This is a genomic window from Ekhidna sp., from assembly GCF_963691765.1.
Taxonomy (GTDB): Bacteria; Bacteroidota; Bacteroidia; order Cytophagales; family Cyclobacteriaceae; genus Ekhidna.
Window position 1 is genome coordinate 1930785 of the sequence record NZ_OY829375.1, and the last position, 22281, is coordinate 1953065.

21 protein-coding genes are annotated in these 22281 nt (G+C 37.9%); 11 read left to right on the top strand and 10 right to left on the bottom strand.

The features are described 5' to 3' along the window. Positions 1 to 14: 14 nt before the first annotated feature. The 3 genes from gldE to mutY all read right to left on the bottom strand — a co-directional run bounded on the left by gldE (position 15) and on the right by mutY (position 2903). Positions 15 to 1331 carry a gliding motility-associated protein GldE gene (gene gldE / locus ACY650_RS09030; RefSeq protein WP_462254397.1) on the bottom strand — a complete coding sequence of 439 codons (1317 nt, stop codon included), beginning with the start codon at positions 1329 to 1331 and terminating at the stop codon, positions 15 to 17. Positions 1332 to 1393: 62 nt separating this feature from the next. Then, positions 1394 to 1837 carry a single-stranded DNA-binding protein gene (locus ACY650_RS09035; RefSeq protein ID WP_462253919.1) on the bottom strand — a complete coding sequence of 148 codons (444 nt, stop codon included), beginning with the start codon at positions 1835 to 1837 and terminating at the stop codon, positions 1394 to 1396. A 7-nt stretch (positions 1838 to 1844) separates the two neighbouring features. Further along, entirely contained in the window at positions 1845 to 2903 is a 1059-nt protein-coding gene (mutY, locus tag ACY650_RS09040; protein ID WP_462254399.1) for an A/G-specific adenine glycosylase, read from the bottom strand. Positions 2904 to 2995: 92 nt separating this feature from the next. Here mutY and ACY650_RS09045 point away from each other — a divergent pair, with 92 nt between their 5' ends. From ACY650_RS09045 to lipA, 7 genes are all read left to right on the top strand, one after another. Next, the gene (locus ACY650_RS09045; protein WP_462253921.1) at positions 2996 to 3286 is read left to right on the top strand and encodes an HU family DNA-binding protein; all 291 of its coding nucleotides are present in this window, start codon (positions 2996 to 2998) and stop codon (positions 3284 to 3286) included. Continuing rightward, positions 3283 to 4068 (top strand): tetratricopeptide repeat protein, encoded by a 786-nt coding sequence (locus ACY650_RS09050; protein ID WP_462253923.1) that lies wholly within the window; start codon positions 3283 to 3285, stop codon positions 4066 to 4068. Before ACY650_RS09045 ends, ACY650_RS09050 begins: the two co-directional genes overlap by 4 nt. A gap of 145 nt (positions 4069 to 4213) precedes the next feature. Then, positions 4214 to 5764 carry an Rne/Rng family ribonuclease gene (locus ACY650_RS09055; protein ID WP_462253925.1) on the top strand — a complete coding sequence of 517 codons (1551 nt, stop codon included), beginning with the start codon at positions 4214 to 4216 and terminating at the stop codon, positions 5762 to 5764. Between the two features lie 20 nt (positions 5765 to 5784). Then, positions 5785 to 7062 (top strand): hypothetical protein, encoded by a 1278-nt coding sequence (locus tag ACY650_RS09060; RefSeq protein ID WP_462253927.1) that lies wholly within the window; start codon positions 5785 to 5787, stop codon positions 7060 to 7062. A 15-nt stretch (positions 7063 to 7077) separates the two neighbouring features. Further along, the gene (gene ytxJ / locus ACY650_RS09065) at positions 7078 to 7455 is read left to right on the top strand and encodes a bacillithiol system redox-active protein YtxJ (RefSeq protein WP_462253929.1); all 378 of its coding nucleotides are present in this window, start codon (positions 7078 to 7080) and stop codon (positions 7453 to 7455) included. Between the two features lie 36 nt (positions 7456 to 7491). Then, on the top strand, positions 7492 to 8199 hold the full coding sequence (locus tag ACY650_RS09070) for a hypothetical protein (protein ID WP_462253931.1): 708 nt from the start codon (positions 7492 to 7494) through the stop codon (positions 8197 to 8199). Between the two features lie 53 nt (positions 8200 to 8252). Then, entirely contained in the window at positions 8253 to 9134 is an 882-nt protein-coding gene (gene lipA / locus ACY650_RS09075; protein ID WP_462253933.1) for a lipoyl synthase, read from the top strand. On the opposite strand, the gene ACY650_RS09080 is transcribed toward lipA, so the two are convergent. From ACY650_RS09080 to rimO, 7 genes are all read right to left on the bottom strand, one after another. Continuing rightward, positions 9127 to 12123 (bottom strand): ATP-binding cassette domain-containing protein, encoded by a 2997-nt coding sequence (locus ACY650_RS09080; protein WP_462253935.1) that lies wholly within the window; start codon positions 12121 to 12123, stop codon positions 9127 to 9129. The two genes, lipA and ACY650_RS09080, sit on opposite strands and share 8 nt — an antisense overlap. 117 nt (positions 12124 to 12240) lie before the next feature. After that, positions 12241 to 13140 carry a hypothetical protein gene (locus ACY650_RS09085; protein WP_462253937.1) on the bottom strand — a complete coding sequence of 300 codons (900 nt, stop codon included), beginning with the start codon at positions 13138 to 13140 and terminating at the stop codon, positions 12241 to 12243. Positions 13141 to 13177: 37 nt separating this feature from the next. Then, positions 13178 to 14053, bottom strand: coding sequence for a bestrophin family protein (locus tag ACY650_RS09090; RefSeq protein ID WP_462253939.1), 876 nt, complete (start codon positions 14051 to 14053; stop codon positions 13178 to 13180). Between the two features lie 38 nt (positions 14054 to 14091). Continuing rightward, positions 14092 to 15240, bottom strand: coding sequence for a glycoside hydrolase family 3 protein (locus tag ACY650_RS09095; protein WP_462253941.1), 1149 nt, complete (start codon positions 15238 to 15240; stop codon positions 14092 to 14094). Positions 15241 to 15242: 2 nt separating this feature from the next. Continuing rightward, positions 15243 to 16328: an alanine racemase gene (locus tag ACY650_RS09100; protein WP_462253943.1), complete on the bottom strand. Its 1086-nt coding sequence runs from the start codon at positions 16326 to 16328 to the stop codon at positions 15243 to 15245. Between the two features lie 60 nt (positions 16329 to 16388). After that, positions 16389 to 17942 (bottom strand): bacillithiol biosynthesis cysteine-adding enzyme BshC, encoded by a 1554-nt coding sequence (gene bshC, locus ACY650_RS09105; RefSeq protein WP_462253945.1) that lies wholly within the window; start codon positions 17940 to 17942, stop codon positions 16389 to 16391. A 16-nt stretch (positions 17943 to 17958) separates the two neighbouring features. Then, positions 17959 to 19275, bottom strand: a complete 1317-nt coding sequence (rimO, locus tag ACY650_RS09110; protein WP_462253947.1) for a 30S ribosomal protein S12 methylthiotransferase RimO — start codon at positions 19273 to 19275, stop codon at positions 17959 to 17961. A 118-nt stretch (positions 19276 to 19393) separates the two neighbouring features. Between rimO and ACY650_RS09115 the strand changes: the two genes are divergently transcribed. From ACY650_RS09115 to ACY650_RS09130, 4 genes are read left to right on the top strand one after another with little or no spacing between them, the layout of a single operon-like run. Then, positions 19394 to 19870: a hypothetical protein gene (locus ACY650_RS09115; RefSeq protein ID WP_462253949.1), complete on the top strand. Its 477-nt coding sequence runs from the start codon at positions 19394 to 19396 to the stop codon at positions 19868 to 19870. Continuing rightward, on the top strand, positions 19851 to 20507 hold the full coding sequence (locus tag ACY650_RS09120; RefSeq protein ID WP_462253951.1) for a DUF6048 family protein: 657 nt from the start codon (positions 19851 to 19853) through the stop codon (positions 20505 to 20507). The genes ACY650_RS09115 and ACY650_RS09120 overlap by 20 nt, the downstream gene beginning before the upstream one ends. A 26-nt stretch (positions 20508 to 20533) precedes the next feature. Then, complete coding sequence (locus ACY650_RS09125) at positions 20534 to 21589, top strand: cytochrome-c peroxidase (protein WP_462253953.1); 1056 nt, start codon at positions 20534 to 20536, stop codon at positions 21587 to 21589. A 15-nt stretch (positions 21590 to 21604) separates the two neighbouring features. After that, positions 21605 to 22267 (top strand): hypothetical protein, encoded by a 663-nt coding sequence (locus ACY650_RS09130; protein ID WP_462253955.1) that lies wholly within the window; start codon positions 21605 to 21607, stop codon positions 22265 to 22267. Positions 22268 to 22281: the final 14 nt, after the last annotated feature.

Sequence of the window (22281 nt, forward strand, 5' to 3'; positions counted from 1 at the left end):
AGTCGATGCTCTTTTTAATCTTCGAAGTTTGAAACGCTGCTTTTTTCAGAATTAATATAGACGCGTACCCGTTTGATTCGTCTTTGGTCTACAGCCACAATAGTAAATACAAAATGAGCAACTCGAATTTTCTCCCCCGCGCTCGGCAATTTGGTATTCACTTCAAGCAAAAGCCCTCCTAGAGATTCACTCTCTCCCTTGACTGAGTCGAAAATAGAAATATCGGAATTGGTGATTTTACCAAAATCGTTAAGAGACGTTTTACCTTCAAAAACATATGTTTGACTGTCTAGCTTGTTGTAGGCAACATCGCTTTCATCGTCAAACTCATCATTTATTTCACCTACGATCTCTTCAATAACATCTTCCATCGTAATCAGTCCAGAAGTGCCTCCATATTCATCAATCACAACGGCAATGTGAACTTGCTTTTCTTGGAAGTCCCTGAAAAGATCATCAATCTTTTTACTTTCCGGAACAAAGTATGCCGGCCTTAGTAGCTCCTGCCATTTAAAACCTTCATTTTCACCAATGTGTGGTAGAAGATCTTTGATGTATAGTATACCATCTACCTTATCTACTGTCTCATTAAAAATTGGAATTCGCGAATAACCTGTTTTATTGATCTGATTCATGAGTTCATGAAAATCTGTTTCTCGATCAATAGCTGTAATATCCATCCGAGACTTCATTACTTGCTTCACTGAAAACGTTCCAAAGTTCACAATGCCTTTTAGGATACCTTTTTCTTCCTCAGTCACATGCTCTTTCTCGACAGATATTTCCAAGGCTTGATTAACTTCTTCAACCGAAAGGTTGTACCCTTTCTTTTCCATTCTCCTCTCAATCAGACTGGTAATACTCATTAGAAACCATGAGATGGGCTTAAAAATTTTATAAGAGAATAGAAGAAGGCTTGAAGTCATTTTTGCAAAGACAGTTCCGTTATGATTGGCATATACTTTTGGAATGATTTCTCCGAAAAAAATGATTACGATTGTGATAATGGTTGTGAGAAGAATGATCGTCACTCCCTGCTTACCTTGATCACCAACAATTTGCCAGGTAGCAAATGTTGAAATAGTCACTATAAATATGTTGACAAGGTTATTGAGAATTAGAATCGTCGCTAATAGTCTTTTGGGGTTATGAAGGAGCTTACTAATCCGCTTTTCTCGCAAATCAGAAGAACCTTTAAATTCTACTATTTGGTTGTGTGAAAAAGAAAAAAATGCAACCTCTGATCCAGAAACTAAGCCAGAAAGGCATAGCAAGACCAATAAAACCAGACCATTAATCAGGTAAAATGAGAATGGCATATCTGCCATCATGCTAATTAATACCGTGGGGAAAGGATCGTCTAAAGATGTTTCCAAAAACTATAAATTATGTTCTAAAAAGGGAGGTCATCCGTTGCATCAGTAGCCGTATCCTGAGCAGGCGCAGGCGCTTGTGTTGGCTGTTGAGATGAAAAATCTCCGCTGGCTTGACTTTGTGAAGATCCACCTCCACCACCAAGCATTGTCATATTGTCTCCTACAACTTCGGTAGTATATCTCGTCACTCCATCTTTTTCCCAAGATCGAGTTCTTAGCTTACCTTCAACATAAATCATGTCACCTTTTTTCACGTACTTCTCAACGACTTCCGCAAGACCTCTCCATAGCACTACGTTATGCCACTCAGTTTGTTCTCTTCGCTCTCCAGTTTGTCTATCCTTATATGTTTCTGAAGTAGCGAGCGAAAAATTTGCCACTGTAGCACCATTTTCTAGGTGACGTACTTCAGGGTCTTTCCCAAGACGACCAACTAAGATTACTTTATTTACTCCTGACATAGTGTGTTCATTTGATACCTATACGATGAAGGTAGTTCACGATTAATTTAGGTTTTGGCAAATTTAGTATTTCCTTGACGGAAAATGATTTTAATGTTGTCTTTTGACTTAAAGTATACACATCTTTATCAGAAATAGTGAGCGAATAAAATTTAGCAAAAAGCTTTTGATGACTTAAAATGTGTTTGATTGGTTCTGAGATTTCTTCAACGATAGGATCGTGAAGATCTAATTGAACTTTCGTTTGATGTAGTATTTCTTCTTCATCATAATTTCCTTCTATAAGGTAGAAATCATACAATCCACCCCAAACATCATCTGTACTTCTTTGATTTAAGAGCAGTTGATCTCCACTTCGCAGGACTAGGTAGTGTAAATGTCTCTGACGGACTTTAACTTTTGCAGATTTTATAGGTAATTCACTTTGAAGTCCTTCTTTTAACGCAAAGCAGTTAATTGAAAATTCACATTCATCACATGATGGACTAGGTGAACAGGTGGTTGCCCCATATTCCATCATTGCTTGATTGAATATTCCTGGATTATCCGGATTAATGTGTTCTTTTAATACATCTAGAAATGTATTTCTTGATGAAGCTTTAGAAATGTCATTTTTGATTCCAAAGTATCTAGAGGCGAATCGAAATACATTGCCGTCTACAACCGGTTCAGGCTCATTAAAACAAATTGAAGCTATTGCAGCAGCCGTATAAGGTCCGATACCTTTAAGTTTCAATATTTCCGAATATGTATTTGGAAAAACCCCTCCAAGTTCGTTCGAGACATATTTCGCAGTGTAATGAAGATTTCTCGCCCTTGAATAGTAGCCCAACCCTTGCCATAGTCGTAGTACTTGCTCTTCTGGAGCATTCGCAAGGTCTATAATTGTTGGAAAATTATGAATAAAACTCTCCCAATACGGCAATCCTTGCTCTACTCTAGTCTGCTGGAGGATGATCTCTGATAGCCAGATGGGGTAAGGGTCCTTAGTTTTCCGCCAAGGAAGCTCTCGCTTTCTCTCTGTATACCAATTAATTAGCCTTTCTGTAAATGTTTTCTGTTTGATGGCTTAATAATTTAGAAATCCTTTTTTTATGTGAATGTGCAAATTTAATTTTGGCCTCCCAATTTTAACACCCACCTAAAAACCAGACAGTTGTGACAAAAGCTGATGTGATAAACGAAATATCGGATAAGACCGGAATAGATAAAGCAGATGTGCAAGCTTCTGTAGAAGCATTCTTCACTGTTGTAAAAAACAACATGGCGAATGGTGAGAATGTTTACGTAAGAGGATTCGGAAGTTTCGTCAATAAGAAAAGAGCCAAAAAGATTGCAAGAAATATCTCTAAGAATACAGCGATCGTTATTGATGAGCACTACATCCCTTCATTCAAGCCATCGAAAATTTTCGTTGAGAAAATAAAAAAATCTTCTAAAATCAAGTGACAAGATCACAGCTAATACTCATTCTTGGGTCAATAGCATTGGCAGTTATTTTATTTCAATTGCCAAGAAGTGTTGTTGAAAACGAGCAGCTTCAAGAGGTTACTGAAAGTGATAACCATTCAATGGAAATCCCTCAAGAAGTTGAAAATCAGATTAATGAGTTAAGAAGATTAATTCAAGAAGAAGAAAATATTGATAAAAGAGCTAACTTTGCGCACTCTTTGGCTAGACGCTTCCTCGATTACGGGGTTGTGGACAGCGCAGCGAGTTTAGCGGATGATATAGAAAGTTGGATTATCGTCCCTTCGGAGTATGTAGCGGATATTTATTTCACTGCTTACGAAAGATCTCCAGATCCTGAACGAGCTAAGAAATATGCGGAAAGAGCTAGAGAGGTAATGCAATTGTTGTTGGATAAAGATCCAACAAATCTTTTTTTGAAAAATAGAATGGCAATGACACTGGTTGTCTCTGAAAATCCCATGGCTGGGATTGCAATGTTGAGAGAAATTTTGAATCAAGATGCAACTAACAGACAAGCCATTTTGAACCTTGGCCTTTTAGCGATCCAAAGCGGACAGTTTGAAAGAGCAAAGGAGCGCTTTGAAAATTTGATATCATTAGATGCGGCAGATCATGAAGCGAAGCTTTACCTAGCTGTCTCTATGATGGAAATAAATCAACAATCGCAGGCACGCCTGCTTTTGGAGGAAATCTTAGCCACTAGAGATTCAATACCAGCCATTAAGATGATGGCCAATGATTATCTCAAAGGGCTCTAAAACATTTTAAAAACTTTTAAAGAATAGAAATTATGCCTTGCGGTAAAAAAAGAAAGAGACATAAGATCTCTACTCACAAGAGAAAGAAAAGACTTAGAAAAAACAGACACAAGAAGAAGTAATAGGCACCCATTAAACATACGCTATGAGTAATGAACTAATCATTAACTCAACTCGCGAGGGATGTCGTATTGCTTTACTTAAGGATAAAAGGCTAGTAGAATTTCACCAAGACGGAGGGGGTCAAACTTTCAATGTCGGTGACATTTATCTAGGATCTGTAAAAAAAGTAGTTCAAGGCTTAAACGCCGCATTTATAGATCTTGGGTATGAAAAAGATGCCTTTTTACACTACTTGGATTTAGGACCGCAGGTCCAATCATTAAACAAATTTACCAAGCTGACGCTGGGGAAGAAGCTTAACAGTACAAGACTGGCAGGCTTCAAAACAGAACCAGATATTAATAAGCTTGGTAAAATGAGCCAAGTCCTTACTAAAGGACAAAAGATTTTGGTTCAGGTAGTAAAAGAACCTATTTCTACGAAGGGTCCACGACTTTCATGCGAGTTGTCATTGGCAGGTAGATACCTGGTAATGGTGCCGTTTTCAAATACGGTAAACGTATCAAAGAAAATTACAGACGCTAATGAACGAAAGCGTCTTCAAAGACTGATAAGCTCTATCAAACCAGAAGGGTTTGGTGTAATCATCCGTACAGTAGCCATGGGCAAGGATGTTAAAGAGCTAGACACCGATCTTCGAAACCTTGTCGAACGATGGGACAACGGAATGAAGTCCCTCCAAAAAGCAAAAGTTCGTGACAAGATCATTGGCGAAATGAATCGCGCCAACTCAATACTTAGAGATGTATTAAATGAGAGCTTTGATAGTATCCTTGTAGATGACAAAGAACTCTATGGTGAAATAAAGACCTTTGTTAAGGGGATTGCACCTGATAAAGAAAAGATCCTCAAACAGTACACGGGTAAAACCAAAATCTTTGAAGCTACTGGAGTTGAAAAACAGATGAAGACCTCTTTTGGCCAATCTGTTAGTATGCTAAATGGTGGCTATCTCATAATAGAGCATACTGAAGCACTTCATGTAATTGATGTCAATAGCGGCAATAAATCAAACAAAGAAGATAATCAGGAAGATACAGCTCTTAAAGTAAACTTGGATGCAGCAGACGAGATTGCACGACAGCTGAGGTTGCGAGACATGGGAGGAATCATTGTGGTTGATTTCATCGATATGCGAAAAATAGAGAATAAGAAAAAACTCTATGCTCGAATGAAAGAAGCTATGAAGGATGATCGCTCTAAGCATACTATCCTTCCTCTCTCTAAGTTTGGATTGATGGAAATCACTAGGCAAAGAGTAAGGCCAGAGCTATCAATTAAAACTAAGGAAGTTTGTCCAACATGTGGTGGAACAGGTAAGATCTCTGCATCAATTCAAGTTGCTGATCAAGTTGAGAATACAATTAAGTACTTTTTCGAGTCTCAAAATGAGAAAAAAATAACGGTGGCTTTGCATCCATACTTGTATTCGTACTTTACGGCAGGAGTTTTTTCTAGAAGAGTTAAATGGTTTTTTAAATATTTTCGTTGGGTAAATATGGTTGAGGATAGCTCCAAAGCTCTCACCGAATATGAAGTACTCAACGCTCAGGGAGAACCTATTCAAATCTAATCGTATAGACGATCAGTCGAATGGATTCGACAGAATCGTTGAGATTATCACCTAAATTGCCAACCTTTGGAAGGCATAGAGTGGAAATGAAACGATTTCTAATCATATCGATATTAATTGGCGCGGCAGTTTATACTGCCGACGCTCAATTACTTGAAGACAACGATAGCAGGCTCAAGACTAAAAAAGTTGAACGAAAGGGCTTTCTTTTTTTCAGAAACAAGAAGAAAGTAGGAAAAAGCTCGGGCATTCCTGGTGCGGATGGCCGAAGGTCTCCTAGGTATTCAAGCGCTTCCTCTCCATTTAAATTATCCAAGACTTCATCTCCGAGGTATTCTCCAATAAAGCAAAAACAGAAGCGGTATTCTGTAAAGCCAAGAACTTCTGCTGGTGGAGTAGCATCATTTAAACCAAGAAAATATTCTCCCCGTTATTCCGGTGGAAATCCGTTTAGAGGAAGTGACTATAAGGTGACTCCTCGCTATTCCTTTGGAAATCCGTTTAGAGGAAGCAAGTATAAGTTTTCTCCTAGGTACTCTGGCGGAAATCCATTCAGAGGCAGTGACTACAAAGTAAATCCTCGTTATTCTGGAGGGAATCCATTTAGAGGCAGTGACTACAAAATAAATCCTCGTTACTCTGGAAGGAATCCGTTTAGAGGCAGTGATTACAAAGTAAATCCACGCTATTCTGGAGGCAACCCATTTAGAGGTAGCGATTATAAGATTAATCCCAGGTATTCAAGAGGTAATCCATTTAGAGGCCAAGATTATAAGGTAACTCCTCGCTACTCTAAAGGCAATCCGTTCCGTGGGCAAAAGTATGGTGTAAACCCAAGGTACTCGCAGGGTATGCCTTTCACCGCTAAAGATTATAAATTAACTCCCCGCTATTCACAAGGAATACCTTTTAGAGGAAAGGATTTCAAGGTGAAGCCGAGATATTCTGCTGGCTCGCCATTTAGAGGTGTGAAATACAAGATAAGACCAAGATATACTGGGACTAGGTTGAGATTTTTTGGAAATTCGAAAGAATGGGGTCTGGCAAAGTACTTTCAGGAGGCAACACTGTGGGAAGGAGATATGAAGGTGAAGCATAAGCGAGTAGGAAGACAACACCCTAGTAGCAATTATCATACAGCTAAGAAATTCAATAATCCTAAGGTTAGAAAGATGTTTCGCAAATGGAATATTTTCTGGACTAGGCTCAACGGGAACAAGCACAACCCAAAAGATGTTAATGGAACTGCAAAAGAGCCTAAGTTCGATAAAAAAGAACGGGTGATTTGGAATAACTAATCAAATTATTGTAGTATGCTAGGAAAGCTATTTTCAGCGAAAGAGAAAGAGTCTTTACCATGGAAAGAACTGAATAATGTTTCACAATTGGAAGAGATAGATAATTTATCACAAGAAAAACCGGTATTGCTGTTTAAGCACAGCACACGCTGCTCAATAAGTGCAATGTCACTAGGTAGATTTGAAAGATCTTTTTCAGATGATTACTCTTTTGAACCATATTTTCTTGACTTAATTGCTCATCGAGATGTTTCTAATATGATAGCTGAGCGGTATGGAATAAGACATGAATCGCCGCAAGCGATATTAATAGCTAATGGAAAAGCGGTTTTTAATAGTTCACATATGGGAATTAATTATGAGGAACTTAATTCTATTGCTAAAAAACAATAGGGACTTCCACATTATTTTTGTTATTCAATAGCAAACATGAGAAAGCTACAAATATTCATTCTAATTATTCTGCCTCTCCTTAGCTCAGCCCAGCTTTTTGAAGGAGAAGAGTTTGAATATACATCCGAATGGATTTGGGGCATCAATAAAAACACGAATGGTGGTTTGATTGGTGGTCTTGTACTTCGTCATAGTAGAAAGAAAGGCAATGACCTCTATCAAACTTTTGGACTAGAATTATCTAACGTTAAACATCCAAGTGAAGCTCGATATATTGGATTGAGTGGTGCTGGCTTTATTTATGGGAAGTCCAACTATCTCTATGCGATTAGAACTAACTATGGCCTAGAGAAATTAATGTACAAGAAAGCGAATCAGCAAGGCGTTCAGATAAGTTTGGCCGCTGCTGCTGGACCAACCTTTGGACTAGTCGCACCTTACTATGTTCTCGGAGCGGATCAACGCTATGAGCCATTTAGTGTAGTTAACTTTCCATCGCCTCAAAACATTGCTGGGCCCGGAAAACTATTTCAAGGGTTAGGCGATGCTGATTTTGCACCAGGTGCTCATGCAAAGGGATCATTGTTATTTGAGTTTGGGACTTTTAGGAGAAACGTCGCTGGTGTAGAAGCTGGTGTGATGGTGGAGGCCTATACCAAAGAAATCGAACTTGTTCCAACACAACCGAACAAATCTGTCTTTTCCTCTGTTTTCTTCACACTATTCTGGGGATCCCGAAAATAATCGGGAATCTATCTTTCCTGAATTAGATTTGCACTTATTCTTGAATGTAGCGTATGATTGACTTACCTGTAGTAGACAAACCTGAAAGAAAGAAAAAGCCTGATTGGTTGCGAGTAAAACTGCCAGTTGGAGAAAACTATGCAAAAGTGAGAAGGCTTGTGGATCAGCATAAGCTTCATACTATTTGTGAAAGTGGCAATTGTCCAAATATGGGTGAGTGCTGGGGTGAAGGAACGGCAACATTTATGATACTCGGAAATGTATGTACTCGGAGTTGTACTTTCTGTGCAGTTGCAACGGGTCGACCGCCTGAGTATGACCAAGACGAACCAAAGCGAGTGGCGGAAGCGATTAAATTGATGGGAGTAAAACATGCTGTGTTAACTTCTGTGAATAGAGATGAATTGAAAGACAGAGGCGCTGAGATTTGGTATCAGACTGTGGTAGAAACAAAAAAATTATCTCCAGATACATCCATAGAAACACTCATACCAGATGTTAAGGGGAATTGGGATGCTCTCTATAGAATGATTGAAGCAGGTCAAGAAGTAGTCTCTCATAACATGGAAACGGTTGAGTCTTTATACAGAAGAGTTAGACCACAAGCCAAGTATTATAGAAGTCTTGAGCAGATCAAGCTTACAAATGAAGCTGGAAAGCGGACAAAGTCAGGAATTATGCTAGGCCTCGGAGAAACTGATGAAGAGGTTTATAAAGCAATGGATGATCTTGTAGAACATGGCCTGCACATACTTACACTAGGACAATACCTTCAGCCTACCAAGCGTCATATCGAAGTGGCAGAGTTTGTACATCCTGATAAGTTTGACCACTTTAGGGAAGAAGGACTTAAAAGGGGTCTTAAATATGTAGAATCCGGCCCCTTGGTGCGATCTTCATATCATGCAGAAAGGCATGTGAATGTTCCTATATAATTCTTCCTGTTCTTAGTATTTTCCTTAACCAATCAAAGTAGACTGCTACGAATAATACTATCGTCATCAACCAGATAATGATGAGGTTGAAGATTTTAGTATCTATATACATCCCTGCAAAGTGCTTTTCTGGATAATAGAAATTCGATCTAAAGTGAAGAGGTCCATCAGGAAATTCGTTCTTTGCAAATACAGGATAGATTTTTTGAATAAGTTCATCTCCGGAAGAAACAATCCTTCTCTTTGTGGAAATATTCTTGAGCATCATGCTAATGCGTTCATTCTCAAACGCATCTCTTTGTCTTATGTATTCACTTTCCATTTCAGGCGTCTTTGTTTTCTCTGCTATCATAGCATCCAATTCATCTTTTGCTTTTTTTCTACGGGAATTATATACAGATCTTATTGCACTTAAGAATTCAGCAGTTGCCTTGTAGACTTTTTGGTTAAGACCTTCAGATGTAACTTGATCTACATTAGGAAGCTTATCTGAACCAAAAACTTGAAGCTGCTTTTTAATTTCTTTTCTTATCAAATCTAGCCGCTCTTTTCTGCCTTCAAAATCTTTATTCTTGTAACAGTAGTCTAGATTCTCTTGTAAGAACTTCGTGTAATAAACCGACTTGTAAGTGTTTATTCCGACTTCACGATCAAGCAAATAGAGCTCTTTATTATATGGATTATCCCTGAATTGATTTACAGCCAAAGCTTCGTATGCCCATCTTGATGCCATGGTTTCTCCAATTAATGGGACTTTTTTGGCATTAGAAAATGAAGAGTTGAGTTTATCAAAATCTACTACTACACCGCTTAATATTAATTGAGGAATAATCAATAATGGAATTAAAATGTAAACTGTAATAACCGAATTAAATCCAGCGGAGATATTCAGACCCAAAATGTTCGCAAAGCATGATACAGAGAAAAGAATTATCCAATACCAGATTGTCATGCCTTGGATTTCCAATATCCACGACCCAATCAAAACAAACAGTAATGTTTGGACTGCAGAGAGAACAAAAAGTAACAATGTCTTACTGGACAGATAACTAAGCTTGCTTAAGTGAAGAAATGCTTCTCTTTTTAGAATTTTTCTATCCTTTATAATCTCTTCCGCACTAACTGTTAAGCCCATGAATAGCGCAACGATTATGCTCATAAAAAAGAAAACAGGGATATTCTCATTTTTATAGAAAGTGTAATCAGCTCCTTCTGGTGAATATTTTGTAATTAAAGCAAGCAACAGCGCAAGAGCAGGTGCCTCTAGAATGTTTATCAACACATATTGTCGATTGCTGATCTTAGCTAATACATCTCGTTGAAGAAAAATTTTGGCTTGCTTCAATCTATTTGGTAGGTCTAGCGATTTAGGTGGCTTCGCTTTTTCTTCCTCTACAGATTCTATTTCAATGTTGTTTACAAATTGCTCATGCCATTGCTCTGGAGAATATTTTCTCTTGTTAGTAAACCTTCCATATTCATCAACAACTTTCATTTCTATGATGTTGAAAATTTGTTCTGGATTTACATTGCCACATTCTATACATGCGCTTTGATCTTTATCGATCATTTCGACGAGATTTTTAAAATATGTGACAGCTTTTACTGGATTGCCATAATAGATTTGGTGGCCTCCGGTATCTAAGATTAATAGCTTATCGAACATTTTAAAGATCTCCGAGGATGGCTGATGTATTACCACAAAAACCATCTTACCACGAAGTGATAGCTCTTTAAGAAGATCCATAATGTTTTCAGAATCTCTTGAAGATAGTCCACTAGTTGGCTCATCAACAAAAAGCACAGATGGTTCTCTTAGAAGCTCTAACCCTATATTTAATCGCTTTCTTTGGCCTCCACTGATTGTCTTCTGAAGTGGGTTACCAACTTTTAAATCTTTGGCTTCCGTTAAGCCTAAAGCCTCTAGCGTACGGTTAACCAGATCACTCAGAACAGTCTTGTCTTTGTTGTCAAAACAAAGCTTAGCTGCGTAATATAGGTTTTGGTAAACAGTAAGGTCTTCAATCAAGAGGTCATCTTGAGGCACGTTGCCGATGATACCTTCGACTTCTTTTGGGTTTTGATAAATATCAACGCCGTTAATTCTAACGGATCCTTTAAATGGCCTGGAACTTCCATTTAGGACATTAAAAAGGGTTGATTTTCCGGCACCACTACCACCCATAATAGCTACAAGTCTACCAGTAGGCTCAGCAACGTTGATATCGGTAAGGCCCATGTTCCCATTGTCGAACTTGTATGAAATATTGTCTGCAACAAAAGAAATATTAGCTTCTGTCACATCATCTCTTAAGGTTCCAACTACATCACTGTAGTAAAGACGTTCTGTTCTTTTCCCCTTTATAGAACTTCCTGTAGAGAATACTTTGATTTTATTTGGAGAGATCATCAGGCCATTGAGGCTAACAATATCACCACCATAATATTTAAAGAAACAGGTATCAATTTTGGGCAACTTGAAAAAAGCAAGGTGACCCTTTAGTTGTTCATGATAAATCTGGCGTGGGCGATCTGGTTCTTCTGCACCAGAGACAACAACGGAGTAAATATCTGAATATTCGTTTGGGTCCTTATTAACTACGAATTGCTTAATTGCATCAACTACCTCATCCTCAAACTTGAAATTTTTTCCAATTCTGTATAGCAGTTCGGCCTCACGTTCTGTGATTTTTTCATCCGCGATGATAAGTTCCATGAGCTTCACCATCACGATTAGCTTCTGAGGCTGCGTAAGTTCATTGTTGATGTTCGTTGTGATTTCGTCTATTTGACTATAATCATCTTTTCCCGTATCAACGTCATTTACATACTTATCTAAAATCTTTAGATAATGTTTGGTGTCGTCTCGGCTTACATTTTCGTAAAGAAATTCTCTAACGCTTTCTTTTTCACTTTCATCAACTTCTCCTTCTTCCTTTGCGACAATTACAAGGAGACGTATGATAGCTTTCAACAGTTCTTCACTCATGCGGAGTTAGTGGTTAGGTTAGTTAGTGACGCTAAAGTTAGAACATTAGCATTACCCAATAATAAAAAAGCCGTCAGAGCATAGCAATGACGGCCAATATTATATGTTGTTTTTCAATTACTCAATAATTGAGTTTCTAATTCTGGTGACTTCAGCAGACAAATTATCTAGTGTGCTTGGTGAAAGAACAAAATCCCCTGTGTTTTCGGCAATTTTTTGCTCTACCTCTGCAAGCTCTCCATCATAAATTGCTTTTACTTTTTGAAGCTCTGCAATCATGCTGGTAACTTCTGCTGTTTCAGGTACATCACTCATCACCTGAAGTAGGTCAGCTAATGAAATCTTTTGATCAATTACAATTTTCACCAATGGCTCTAAAATAAGCGTTCTTGATTCTTCTGGTAAATCATCAGGATAAGTATTTACAATTGTAGAAGAGATGTAAACACCTTCAATCCAGCTTCCAGCAAGTAGAAGAGCTGCACTATTTAGCTCATCAAGCTCACTAAGTCTTTCGCCAGATTTTTCCATTACCTCATTGATAATGTTTGATAGAGAGTCTCTGTTTTCCATATTAGACTCAAAGCGCTGGATCATTCCATAGTCAATTGCACCTGCAACGCCTACCGGAGCGGCTAACTTTTGGCATTCGCCCATGTAATCAAGAGCGAGCTCTGATTTTTCATAAGAAGTCAAATAACCAATATCCGTTGCATAGACTCCAAGGTTGAGTGCTGCTTTAGACTCACTTACTTGATAAGACTCCATTTTATCAAGTGAATTGATGATTGACTCATCAAATTCGGCTCCAGCATTTAATAAAAGGTATGGAACCTCAGATGGAGGAGGTAAATCTTTCAATACCTTCGATACGTCAGCGGCCACCTGAGCTTTGGCTGCTTCAAACTCTGAAGACGCCTCAGAAGATTGCTCTTGGCTACCACCACCACCGCATGAAGTAATTAGCACGGCTGCTGATAGTGCAAGAGAGGCTAGTTTAAGTTGATTGAATTTCATAATTAGAAAATGTTAATAGCAATTTTGGATTGTCAAGTTAGTTATTGTTGAAAATTTCTATGATGTTCTTTTTGATTTTCACACATAGTTCATCCAGAGGCAAATCATTTATATCTCTGCCGAAAGGATCTTCAATTTCTTCTGATATTAATTCTACACTCATCAAGAAATAAAATGCGACTACTACCAAAATGACTGACCAATATCCGAATTCTCCGATAAATGTCATTGGTAATGTGATGCAATAAATAAATAAAAACTTCTTGATAAACATACTATAAGAGTATGGAATCGGAGTAGACTTAATTCTTTCACAGGCTCCAATAATGTCTGTGAACCCTTTAATTTCTTTATCTATAATGAATAATTTTTCTGCTGTCAATAACCCTCTTTTATGAAGATCCATGACACGCTCCATCATTATTTTATTGATAATATTAGGTCGATGATTACTATCAATTATCCTCTTTTTTGAAGCTTCATCATAGAAATCCATCTCACCAACTAGTTTACTATTTCTTAGGTGGTGTTTCATTGCAAATGTTACATTGGCAATCATCTTCTTAAAAAAGAGTCTGTCTTCTTTAGCATCCTCTGGGAGGAAGGTGCTGATCTTTATTGCCAATTGTCGACAATCGTTTACTAGTTGACCCCAGAGCTTTCTGCCTTCCCACCACCGGTCATATGCTGTGTTAGTTCTTAAGACAAGAAATAGACCAAGTATTACCCCTAGAATCGAGTGAAATGCCTTTGTGTCGACAATCGTCACTTTTAACACATCTATGAATAGAAAACATAAAACGGATGTAAATACAGCGGCGAATAAAATCAGAGGAAATAGTGCCCTAATGACATACCTACTGTAGACATCAAAGATGAGTGAAAACCAGGATTTAGGATTGTATTGGATCATGGAAAGGTGAAGATAGTAAAATCAACCTTTATTCGTAGCTAGTTATACGCTCTCAGTTTATTTTTCAACGAGCGATAATACCCTTCATCACAAAGGCCTGTCTCTGCTTTTAATTTAATTATCCGCTGATAGGATTCATATATTCTTTCTCTAGTAATGATTCCTTCAAACAACAGGTCTTTGATAATGGCATGTACTGTAGAAGCAGATATTCGATTGTTAGCACTTACATTGTTGGCAAACATTAGCATATCTACTCCAGCTTCTATTGAAAGTTTGATTGCTTCTCGCAATCCAAACTCATTGTTGATAGCACCCATTTGCATATCATCTGATATGATCACACCATCAAAATTGAGAAACTCTCTAAGCATGCCTGTGACTATTTGCTTAGATAAGGTGGCAGGATTTTTTGTGTCATCCAGTGTCTTATTCACAATATGGGCGGTCATAACAGCTTTGACAACACCACTATCAATAAGAGCAGAGTACGGGTACATTTCTTCTAGCTGCCAGGTTTCTGTGACATCTGCCAGCCCAAGGTGAGTATCATTTCTGCTACTCCCATGTCCTGGAAAATGCTTTAGTACTGGGACAACTCCATTTTTGTTATGCTGATCTATAACCTCAAAGGCTTGCTCAATCACCTTTTTGTAATCTTCAGAATAACTTCTCTGCAACTTTCCTATCACAGGATTTTTGGTGTTAATATTCACATCAACTACGGGAGCGTAGTTCATATTTATGCCAAAACTATTTAGGATTGTGGCGGTCTGATTTGCATAATAGCGAGTAGAATCGATGTTGTCCATGTCTCCTAAATATTGAGCAGAAACATTCTTAGGAAAACCATAACGTGTCTTCATTCGTGTGACACGACCCCCCTCCTCGTCGATGCTGATAAATAACGGAACCTCTGAATTCTTTTGAAGCATGTCAACTAGAAGTGCAAGTTCAGGTTTTGGGCTTTCGAATAAAATGTTCTTTTCATAAAGGACCACACCTCCGACCTTTCCACTTTTTATTTCTTTGAAGATGGCCTCATCTGAATTAACCATATTAAAATCACCGATGCCAATCATGATCATTTGACCAATCATAATATCAATTGTGTCTTTTGGAGGGTCCTTTTTAGAATGTGCAGTAAGTGCGAATACAGTTAAAAGCAGCGAAAGTATTTTATGCATCTCTAGTTTTTCGTCATCTTCTCAATTCGTTCTCCACTTGTGGAGAGATAGTAGCCTTGTAAATCGGCAGTCAGGCACGAATGTACAGGAATCACGCCAATCAAGTCACCTACTTTTACACGAACAATTTCGTCATCGTCTAAATGAACAACACCATGCTCTTGAGAAAGCCTGACTACATTGCCAATTATTTCAGAGTTCCAACCTGTCTTGGATAGTCGAACCATCTTCCCAAAAGTACGCCTCTCCTTTCCCATGATATCTTTCTCCATGATCAAATCCTTAGAAAAATGAACACCACCCCCGTATATAACTATTTCATTTCTGTCTTTGTGGATAGCAACAACTGGACAGGCCATGCAAACTGCGATATCTTCAATTTGACATGATCCTATATCTTTTTGCATCCAATCATAAAACACAAAATTTCCAGGTCTTAACTCATCAAATAACTCAAAGTCATCCAATAAGCTGCATGAAGGTGTATCCCCGTAGGAGATTAGCCCTCCAAATTTTTCATGTAGTTGCAGAAGTGATTTTTTTGCTCCATCAAATATCCACTTTATGCTTTCGAAATCTTTACATCCGTAAGTATGACCAGCATGGGCTAAAAAGCCTTGGAACTTCAATGCGTCATTAGATTCATTAATTAATGTGCTAATCAAATCTTCATTTCTTGGATCAATCCCAGTTCTATGAGTTCCAACATCTACTTTAATAAAGTAACCAACATCACCCTTTATGTTTTCTTTTGCCTGATTCAAGCTTTCGATTGACTCTATCAGAATGTTGAGACTCACTTTGGAAGCAAGATCAGAAATCTCCTCTGATTCTAGTGTGTTATATGGAAAGGCTATTGTGATGTCTTTCCACCCATTATTAGCAAAATATTGTGCCATCGATACTGAGCTAACGGTGCATTTATTTACCCCCCTCTCTCTGTACCACTCAGCAACTTTTGATGAAAAATGTGTTTTAAAATGTGGTCTCAGCTCAGCATTTGAATTTTTGGCTTTTTGAAGCATCTTATCAATGTTGCGAACACATTTTTCTTTGTCAATGAGAAGTGTGGGAGATTTAATTTCCATAGTGACCTAAGCAAAAGAATAAAACTGTCAACCTTGCTACTGAGTAGGGTATCATTTGGTCTACTCGTAAAGCATATACATCCGATAATCAAAGGCATCGAATGTTTGAAGGAGCGTTTTTATAAACTTCGGATTTTTGAGGTAAAAGTTCAAGAAGTTGTCTCTTCTTTCTTGCAGGGTTCCCCCGGGGAACAAAGAATCCTTAATTGATTCAATTTGTTTTCGACAATCCTCATGCTTTCGCTTCTCTGCCCGCAAAATCTTTTTTTCTGCGTTTTCAATCCGTTTGGAAAATGAAGTATAGAGCGCTTCAATATGCTGACTTAGCGTCGGATCAACTGAGTCGGTTTTTTTCTTGAGACTATCTTCCAATTCTTGCAAGTGATTCAATTCATCTGAAAAACTCAATTCATTTTTTGTATTAGACTGTACCCATGTAGTGAAGGCTTTTTCAGAAGAGAGAAATATATCTCTGTTTGACAATCCTGTTTTCTCCCATTTGGCCGAATCTGTTGAAGAAATAACAAGGGCAAAGTTTCTTGGCATCAATAATGGGAACGGCGTCTTAAAGTTGTCAAAGACAGCTTTTAGTTGAAGCCAGTAAACAGCTTCCGAAGGGCCACCAACATATGCCAAATTTGGTAAAATAGTTTCTTGATAGAGTGGTCTAAGAATTACGTTGGGGCTAAATCTTTCTGGATGTTTTTCAATAAGACTCTTCATCTCACTTTTAGAAAAATGAAGATCCGTATTTACTACATCAAACCCATTTTCAGATTTTTCTATCCGTTCTCGAACTCCGTTTTCAAGGTAGAAGAAATTGATTTCTCTAGGGTGCACTTGTGTCTTGTACCCGATGGACTCGAGTTTATTAGAGGTTTCAACGACAAATTTTTCAGCACTATGGGTAAACAAATCATCTTCGATTACTTGTCGGAATAATGATTTGAAATTGGCATGGTCAGCGTCAACAACGACCAATCCTTCTTCACCAAACAAATGATTGACATATGCTCTGCCTGCAGCCGCTAGCGTTTCCTTTGAATAGGCATCTTTAAAAAATTCGCCTCCTTTAGGTAGTTTACTGGCAATATCTTGCAGATCACTAGGGTTGAAATGACCTACCGCTCCTGTCTGATTCGATTTCCACTCCAATTTTTCTCCTTCAAAGTAGAAATGATTGATTTCATCAAAATCGTGATCCTCACTAGCCATCCAATAAACGGGAACAAAACGATAGTTCGGATATGCTTGACTTAATGTTTTGCAAGCATTGATCACAGTAACAATCTTGTAAATAAAATATAGTGGCCCAGTAAATATATTAAGCTGATGTCCTGTGGTTATTGTGAAGGTTTTTGAACCCCTTAATGCTTCGATGTTATCCGTAACTGCTGATAGTGGACTGAGCCCTTCATATTGATTTCGTAACATGTCAGCAAGAACTTCGCGGTTTGCGCTATTGAAGTTACGCTCATCGATTTGTTTTTCGAAATTCTTTACAGAGGGGAAATCGGAATAAAAAGTTTTGAGCTCCTCCTTTTTATTGATGTAGTCAATGAAAAACTGCGAAAAACAGTCAGTCTCTTCTAAAGGTAAGGTTTCGGTGCGCACGCTTTAGTAAAGTAGGTTATGGCTTGATTGGTTCACCGTACAGATCAAAGGCTGTAGCGTCGGTAATTTTTACCTGGGCAAAATCTCCAATTCGTAAGTATGAATGATCAGCTGGAATAATAACTTCATTGTCAACTTCTGGAGAATCATGTTCAGTCCTTCCGATAAAAGTTCCGCTCTCCATTCTATCGATCAACACTTTATATTCTTTTCCAACTTTGGCTTCGTTAATACTCATAGAAATTTCTTCCTGCAAATCCATTACGGCATTTGCACGCTCTTGTTTGGTCTCGTCGGGGACATCATCCGAAAAATTGTATGAATGGGTGTTTTCTTCATGTGAATAGGTGAAAATCCCAAGTCGTTCAAATCGATTTTTTTTAACGAAATCTAACATTTCTTCAAAGTCTTGTTCAGTTTCTCCAGGATGACCTGCAATTAAAGTTGTTCTTATTGCAATATCAGGAACTTTAGATCTCATTGTATCAAGCAACGCCTCCGTTTTTTCCCGAGTAGTCCCCCTTCGCATCAATTTCAACATGTTACTTGAGGCATGTTGCAAGGGAATATCTAAGTAATTACAAATATTTGATCGTTTTGCCATGACTTCAAGGACGTCTTCAGGGAAGCCTGTTGGAAACGCATAATGCAGTCGGATCCAATCGAGACCTTCAACATCAGCTAAGCGATCCATTAACTCAGCTAAGTTTCTCTTCTTATAGAGGTCTAAGCCATAATAAGTAGAGTCTTGCGCGATGAGCAAGATCTCTTTTGTCCCGTTCTTGACTAGCGACTGAGCTTCAGCAATAACTTGCTCCATAGGTTTCGAGACATGCTTGCCTCGCATTAGCGGAATTGCACAAAAACTACATGGGCGATCACAGCCTTCTGCAATCTTCAAATAGGCATAGTGCTTGTTTGTGGTGGTAATACGTTCACCAAGCAATTCTTTTTTATAGTCTGCTTTGAATTTTTTTAGAAGAGCTGGTAAATCTCCTGTCCCAAACCAAGCATCAACATCAGGGATTTCGTCTTTCAACTCTTCCTTGTACCGTTGAGATAAGCAACCAGATACATAAACCTTTTCCACTAAGCCTTCTTGCTTGGCATCCACATACCTGAGAATAGTATCAACGGATTCTTGCTTTGCGTTATCAATAAAACCACAGGTATTTACTACTACCACATTTGCATCATCTTTTGTTGATTCATGCGTGGCATCAATATTGTTTCCCCTCAATTGTGTCAACATCACTTCAGAATCTACCAGATTTTTGGAGCACCCAAGAGTGACTATGTTGACTTTTGTTTTCTTTAAACCCTTCGTTTTCATGATTTTAATTAAAGCTCAGCGATCTTGTTTTGTTTCGAATTCGCTAGACATTTGCAAAGCTAATGGAAATCTGAGCGTTACATCATTTACAAACCTTTAAGCTTTAATTTTGCGGCCTGTGAAAAAAATCTTCATCATAGTATTTGGGTTACTGATCTTTAGTTGTCAAGAGATTGAAAACTGTGGCACAGATGATAATACTGACTTTGTCATAGTGAGGTTTTTTGATTTAGAAACACAGCAACCGAAGACAGTTGGCTTTACCTTCACAATTGAAGGATCGCCGTATAACTTTCGTTTCTTAGCAGACACTACCATTTCTGGTACAGATACTACTATCGTGTCAGATTCCACGTTCATTCTTTTCCCGCTAAATCCATTAAATGAGCGAACCAGATTGCAATTCGATTCTGATACCTCCAGCCATTTTGTGGAGTTGAGCTATGAGACGTCCTATTCAATTTTTGATGAAGCTTGCGACCCTTCATTGACTTTTGTTGGTATTGATACCGTGAGTCAATCTTTTGATTCTACAGTAGTTGTAGGAAATGTTACCAATAGACTTTTAGACACCAATGTGGAAATCTACTTTTAGCATATTGACATTGACTTTAAGTCTGATCCTTGTTGGTCAGCCTGCTCCTCCATCAGAGGATAAGGAGCCTGTGGATTTCCGCCCTTCTGAGATAAAAATAGGGGTAAATGCAATCCGTAGTATTCGGACATTCAGTAAGGATGATTTATCAACACATGAAGTGCAGGCAGCTATCGCCATTCATAAGTACAACTTTGTATTAGACTATGGTATTGAAGAGCATAATCGTGGGGAAACATTTGACTATGAAAATAAAGGCAGCTATTACCGAATAGGTTTTGACCGAAACTTTACGAAAGATAAATCCAGTGGTAATGTACTTTCATTAGGGCTTAGATATGCCAGGGCAAATTTTGAAGATCGCTTATCGTATACTGCGGACCAAGGTTTTGGTGAACAAGAATATCTTCTAGAGAATAATTCCCTAAATGCAAGATGGATGGAAGTAGCCTTTAATATTAGAGGAAGAATTGTTTCCAATTTTTATATGGGCTTCACTATGCGTTGGCAATTCCTTAGAAAAATAAACGGTGAAGGCGAACTACAGACTTTTGACATTCCAGGTTTTGGAAAAACCAACAGGAAAAACTCTACCGCATTTGATTATTACATGATGTGGAGAATTCCGTTTGAATAGTTCCAATATGTGCTAACTTTAGCAACATGAAACTCACTACCTACCTTTTTTTAGTCACTTTAACATTGCTTTCTTGTGAAAGTGAATCACCAGAATTCATTGAAGTTAAACCAGTACTTCCTGAAATTCCATATGATTATGCTAATGATAATAATCAAGCAACACTTGGAAGGGTTCTATTTTATGACAAACAATTATCTATAAATAATGGAGTTTCGTGTGCATCCTGTCATAAACAGGCCAATGCATTTAGCGATAACTTACAGTTTAGTAGGGGTTTTGATAATAGACCAACCGAACGTAATTCAATGCCAATTCAAAATTTGGTGGAATTCTCAGACTTTAACAATCCTGATTCTAATAATGGTCTTTTTTGGGATGGTCGCGGTTTAGATCACGATAAGTCTTTGTTGCTACCGATTATAAACCATGTGGAAATGGGCATACCAAATATTGAATATTTGGTAACTAAAATTGGATCGATTGAATACTATCCAGCATTGTTTGAAAATGCATTTTTTGATGGATCGATAAATGCTGAGAACATCTCATCAGCATTATTTGCGTTTACGCACAGCATTAAATCAAACAACACTAAACTTGACAATTCATTGAGAGGAATCGAAACTCTAACACCCAAAGAAGCATTTGGTCAGGAACTGTTTATCTCAAAGTATGACTGCAACAGCTGTCACCAAGTTCAAAGCCCACATGGTTATTTATTTGGAGGTGCATTTTCTAATATCGGTTTAGAGATGCCTTATCAAGATAGTGGTCTAGAAAATGTCACAGAAAATTCATTGGACAATGGCAAGTTTAAAATACCGTCGCTAAGAAATGTTGCACTTACCGCTCCATACATGCATGATGGCCGCTTTTCTACACTAGAGGAAGTGGTTAATCACTATAAAAGTGGAGTAACGGAGCATCCAAATTTAGATATTAGGCTTAAAAATAATGATGGAAGCCTTAAGCGGCCTGAAATTACTGAAACAGAGATGGGTGCTATAATTGCATTTTTGGGCACCTTAACTGATTACGATCTTATTGAGGATGAGCGATTCTCAAACCCTTTCGAATAAACCCATAACAATCATATGAAAAAGTCAGCCTTCTTTGTGATGACAATGCTTATCACTTGTATGACATACGGACAAGAAGAGGATCTAAATACAGCAGAGCTTAAAGGACATTTCCTTGGGCTCCAAGTAAATGAGCTAGTTAGACAAATCTTCAGCCTTGGGAGTACCACAGCACCTTCGAATCCGTATTTCTTCAATTACAACTATACCTCTGCAACCGGGAAAGGTTTTGCGGCTAGTTTTGCTTACAGTAAGGACAAGTTTAGTAATGACGATAATTTCAATACGTTAACTACTAATATTGATAACATTTCGTTTCGAATCGGATATGAAAAGAAGAACTTGTTGTCTAAGAGATTTGTATATTCTATTGGTATTGATTTTTTAGTCGAATCTCAAAAAAATGAAACAGAAAATGAAGACAATTTTTCTTCCCAGACAATTAAAACAACTAATAAAACCTCAGGGTGGGGGCTTGGACCAAGGCTAAATTTTCAATATAGAATAACATCAAGGGTTTTAATAGGTACTGAAGCCAACTACTACTTTAAGTCATTGAAAGAAAAATTTGAAATTGAATTTGAGAACAATCCGGATAATAACGATGAAAGCGAAACTGATATTAAGAGATTGAGCTTTTCTAGTCCAGCAATTCTGTGGTTAACATTCAGATTGTAGATTGAGGAAGCAGT

What these genes read in the sequence shown, in the direction of transcription:
- gldE (WP_462254397.1), bottom strand. Translation starts at nt 1,331, where the DNA reads ATGATGGCAGATATGCCATTCTCATTTTACCTGATTAATGGTCTGGTT.
- ACY650_RS09035 (WP_462253919.1), bottom strand. Translation starts at nt 1,837, where the DNA reads ATGTCAGGAGTAAATAAAGTAATCTTAGTTGGTCGTCTTGGGAAAGAC.
- ACY650_RS09055 (WP_462253925.1), top strand. Translation starts at nt 4,214, where the DNA reads ATGAGTAATGAACTAATCATTAACTCAACTCGCGAGGGATGTCGTATT.
- ACY650_RS09060 (WP_462253927.1), top strand. Translation starts at nt 5,785, where the DNA reads ATGGATTCGACAGAATCGTTGAGATTATCACCTAAATTGCCAACCTTT.
- ytxJ (WP_462253929.1), top strand. Translation starts at nt 7,078, where the DNA reads ATGCTAGGAAAGCTATTTTCAGCGAAAGAGAAAGAGTCTTTACCATGG.
- ACY650_RS09070 (WP_462253931.1), top strand. Translation starts at nt 7,492, where the DNA reads ATGAGAAAGCTACAAATATTCATTCTAATTATTCTGCCTCTCCTTAGC.
- lipA (WP_462253933.1), top strand. Translation starts at nt 8,253, where the DNA reads ATGATTGACTTACCTGTAGTAGACAAACCTGAAAGAAAGAAAAAGCCT.
- ACY650_RS09080 (WP_462253935.1), bottom strand. Translation starts at nt 12,123, where the DNA reads ATGAGTGAAGAACTGTTGAAAGCTATCATACGTCTCCTTGTAATTGTC.
- ACY650_RS09085 (WP_462253937.1), bottom strand. Translation starts at nt 13,140, where the DNA reads ATGAAATTCAATCAACTTAAACTAGCCTCTCTTGCACTATCAGCAGCC.
- ACY650_RS09090 (WP_462253939.1), bottom strand. Translation starts at nt 14,053, where the DNA reads ATGATCCAATACAATCCTAAATCCTGGTTTTCACTCATCTTTGATGTC.
- ACY650_RS09095 (WP_462253941.1), bottom strand. Translation starts at nt 15,240, where the DNA reads ATGCATAAAATACTTTCGCTGCTTTTAACTGTATTCGCACTTACTGCA.
- ACY650_RS09100 (WP_462253943.1), bottom strand. Translation starts at nt 16,328, where the DNA reads ATGGAAATTAAATCTCCCACACTTCTCATTGACAAAGAAAAATGTGTT.
- rimO (WP_462253947.1), bottom strand. Translation starts at nt 19,275, where the DNA reads ATGAAAACGAAGGGTTTAAAGAAAACAAAAGTCAACATAGTCACTCTT.
- ACY650_RS09120 (WP_462253951.1), top strand. Translation starts at nt 19,851, where the DNA reads ATGTGGAAATCTACTTTTAGCATATTGACATTGACTTTAAGTCTGATC.
- ACY650_RS09125 (WP_462253953.1), top strand. Translation starts at nt 20,534, where the DNA reads ATGAAACTCACTACCTACCTTTTTTTAGTCACTTTAACATTGCTTTCT.
- ACY650_RS09130 (WP_462253955.1), top strand. Translation starts at nt 21,605, where the DNA reads ATGAAAAAGTCAGCCTTCTTTGTGATGACAATGCTTATCACTTGTATG.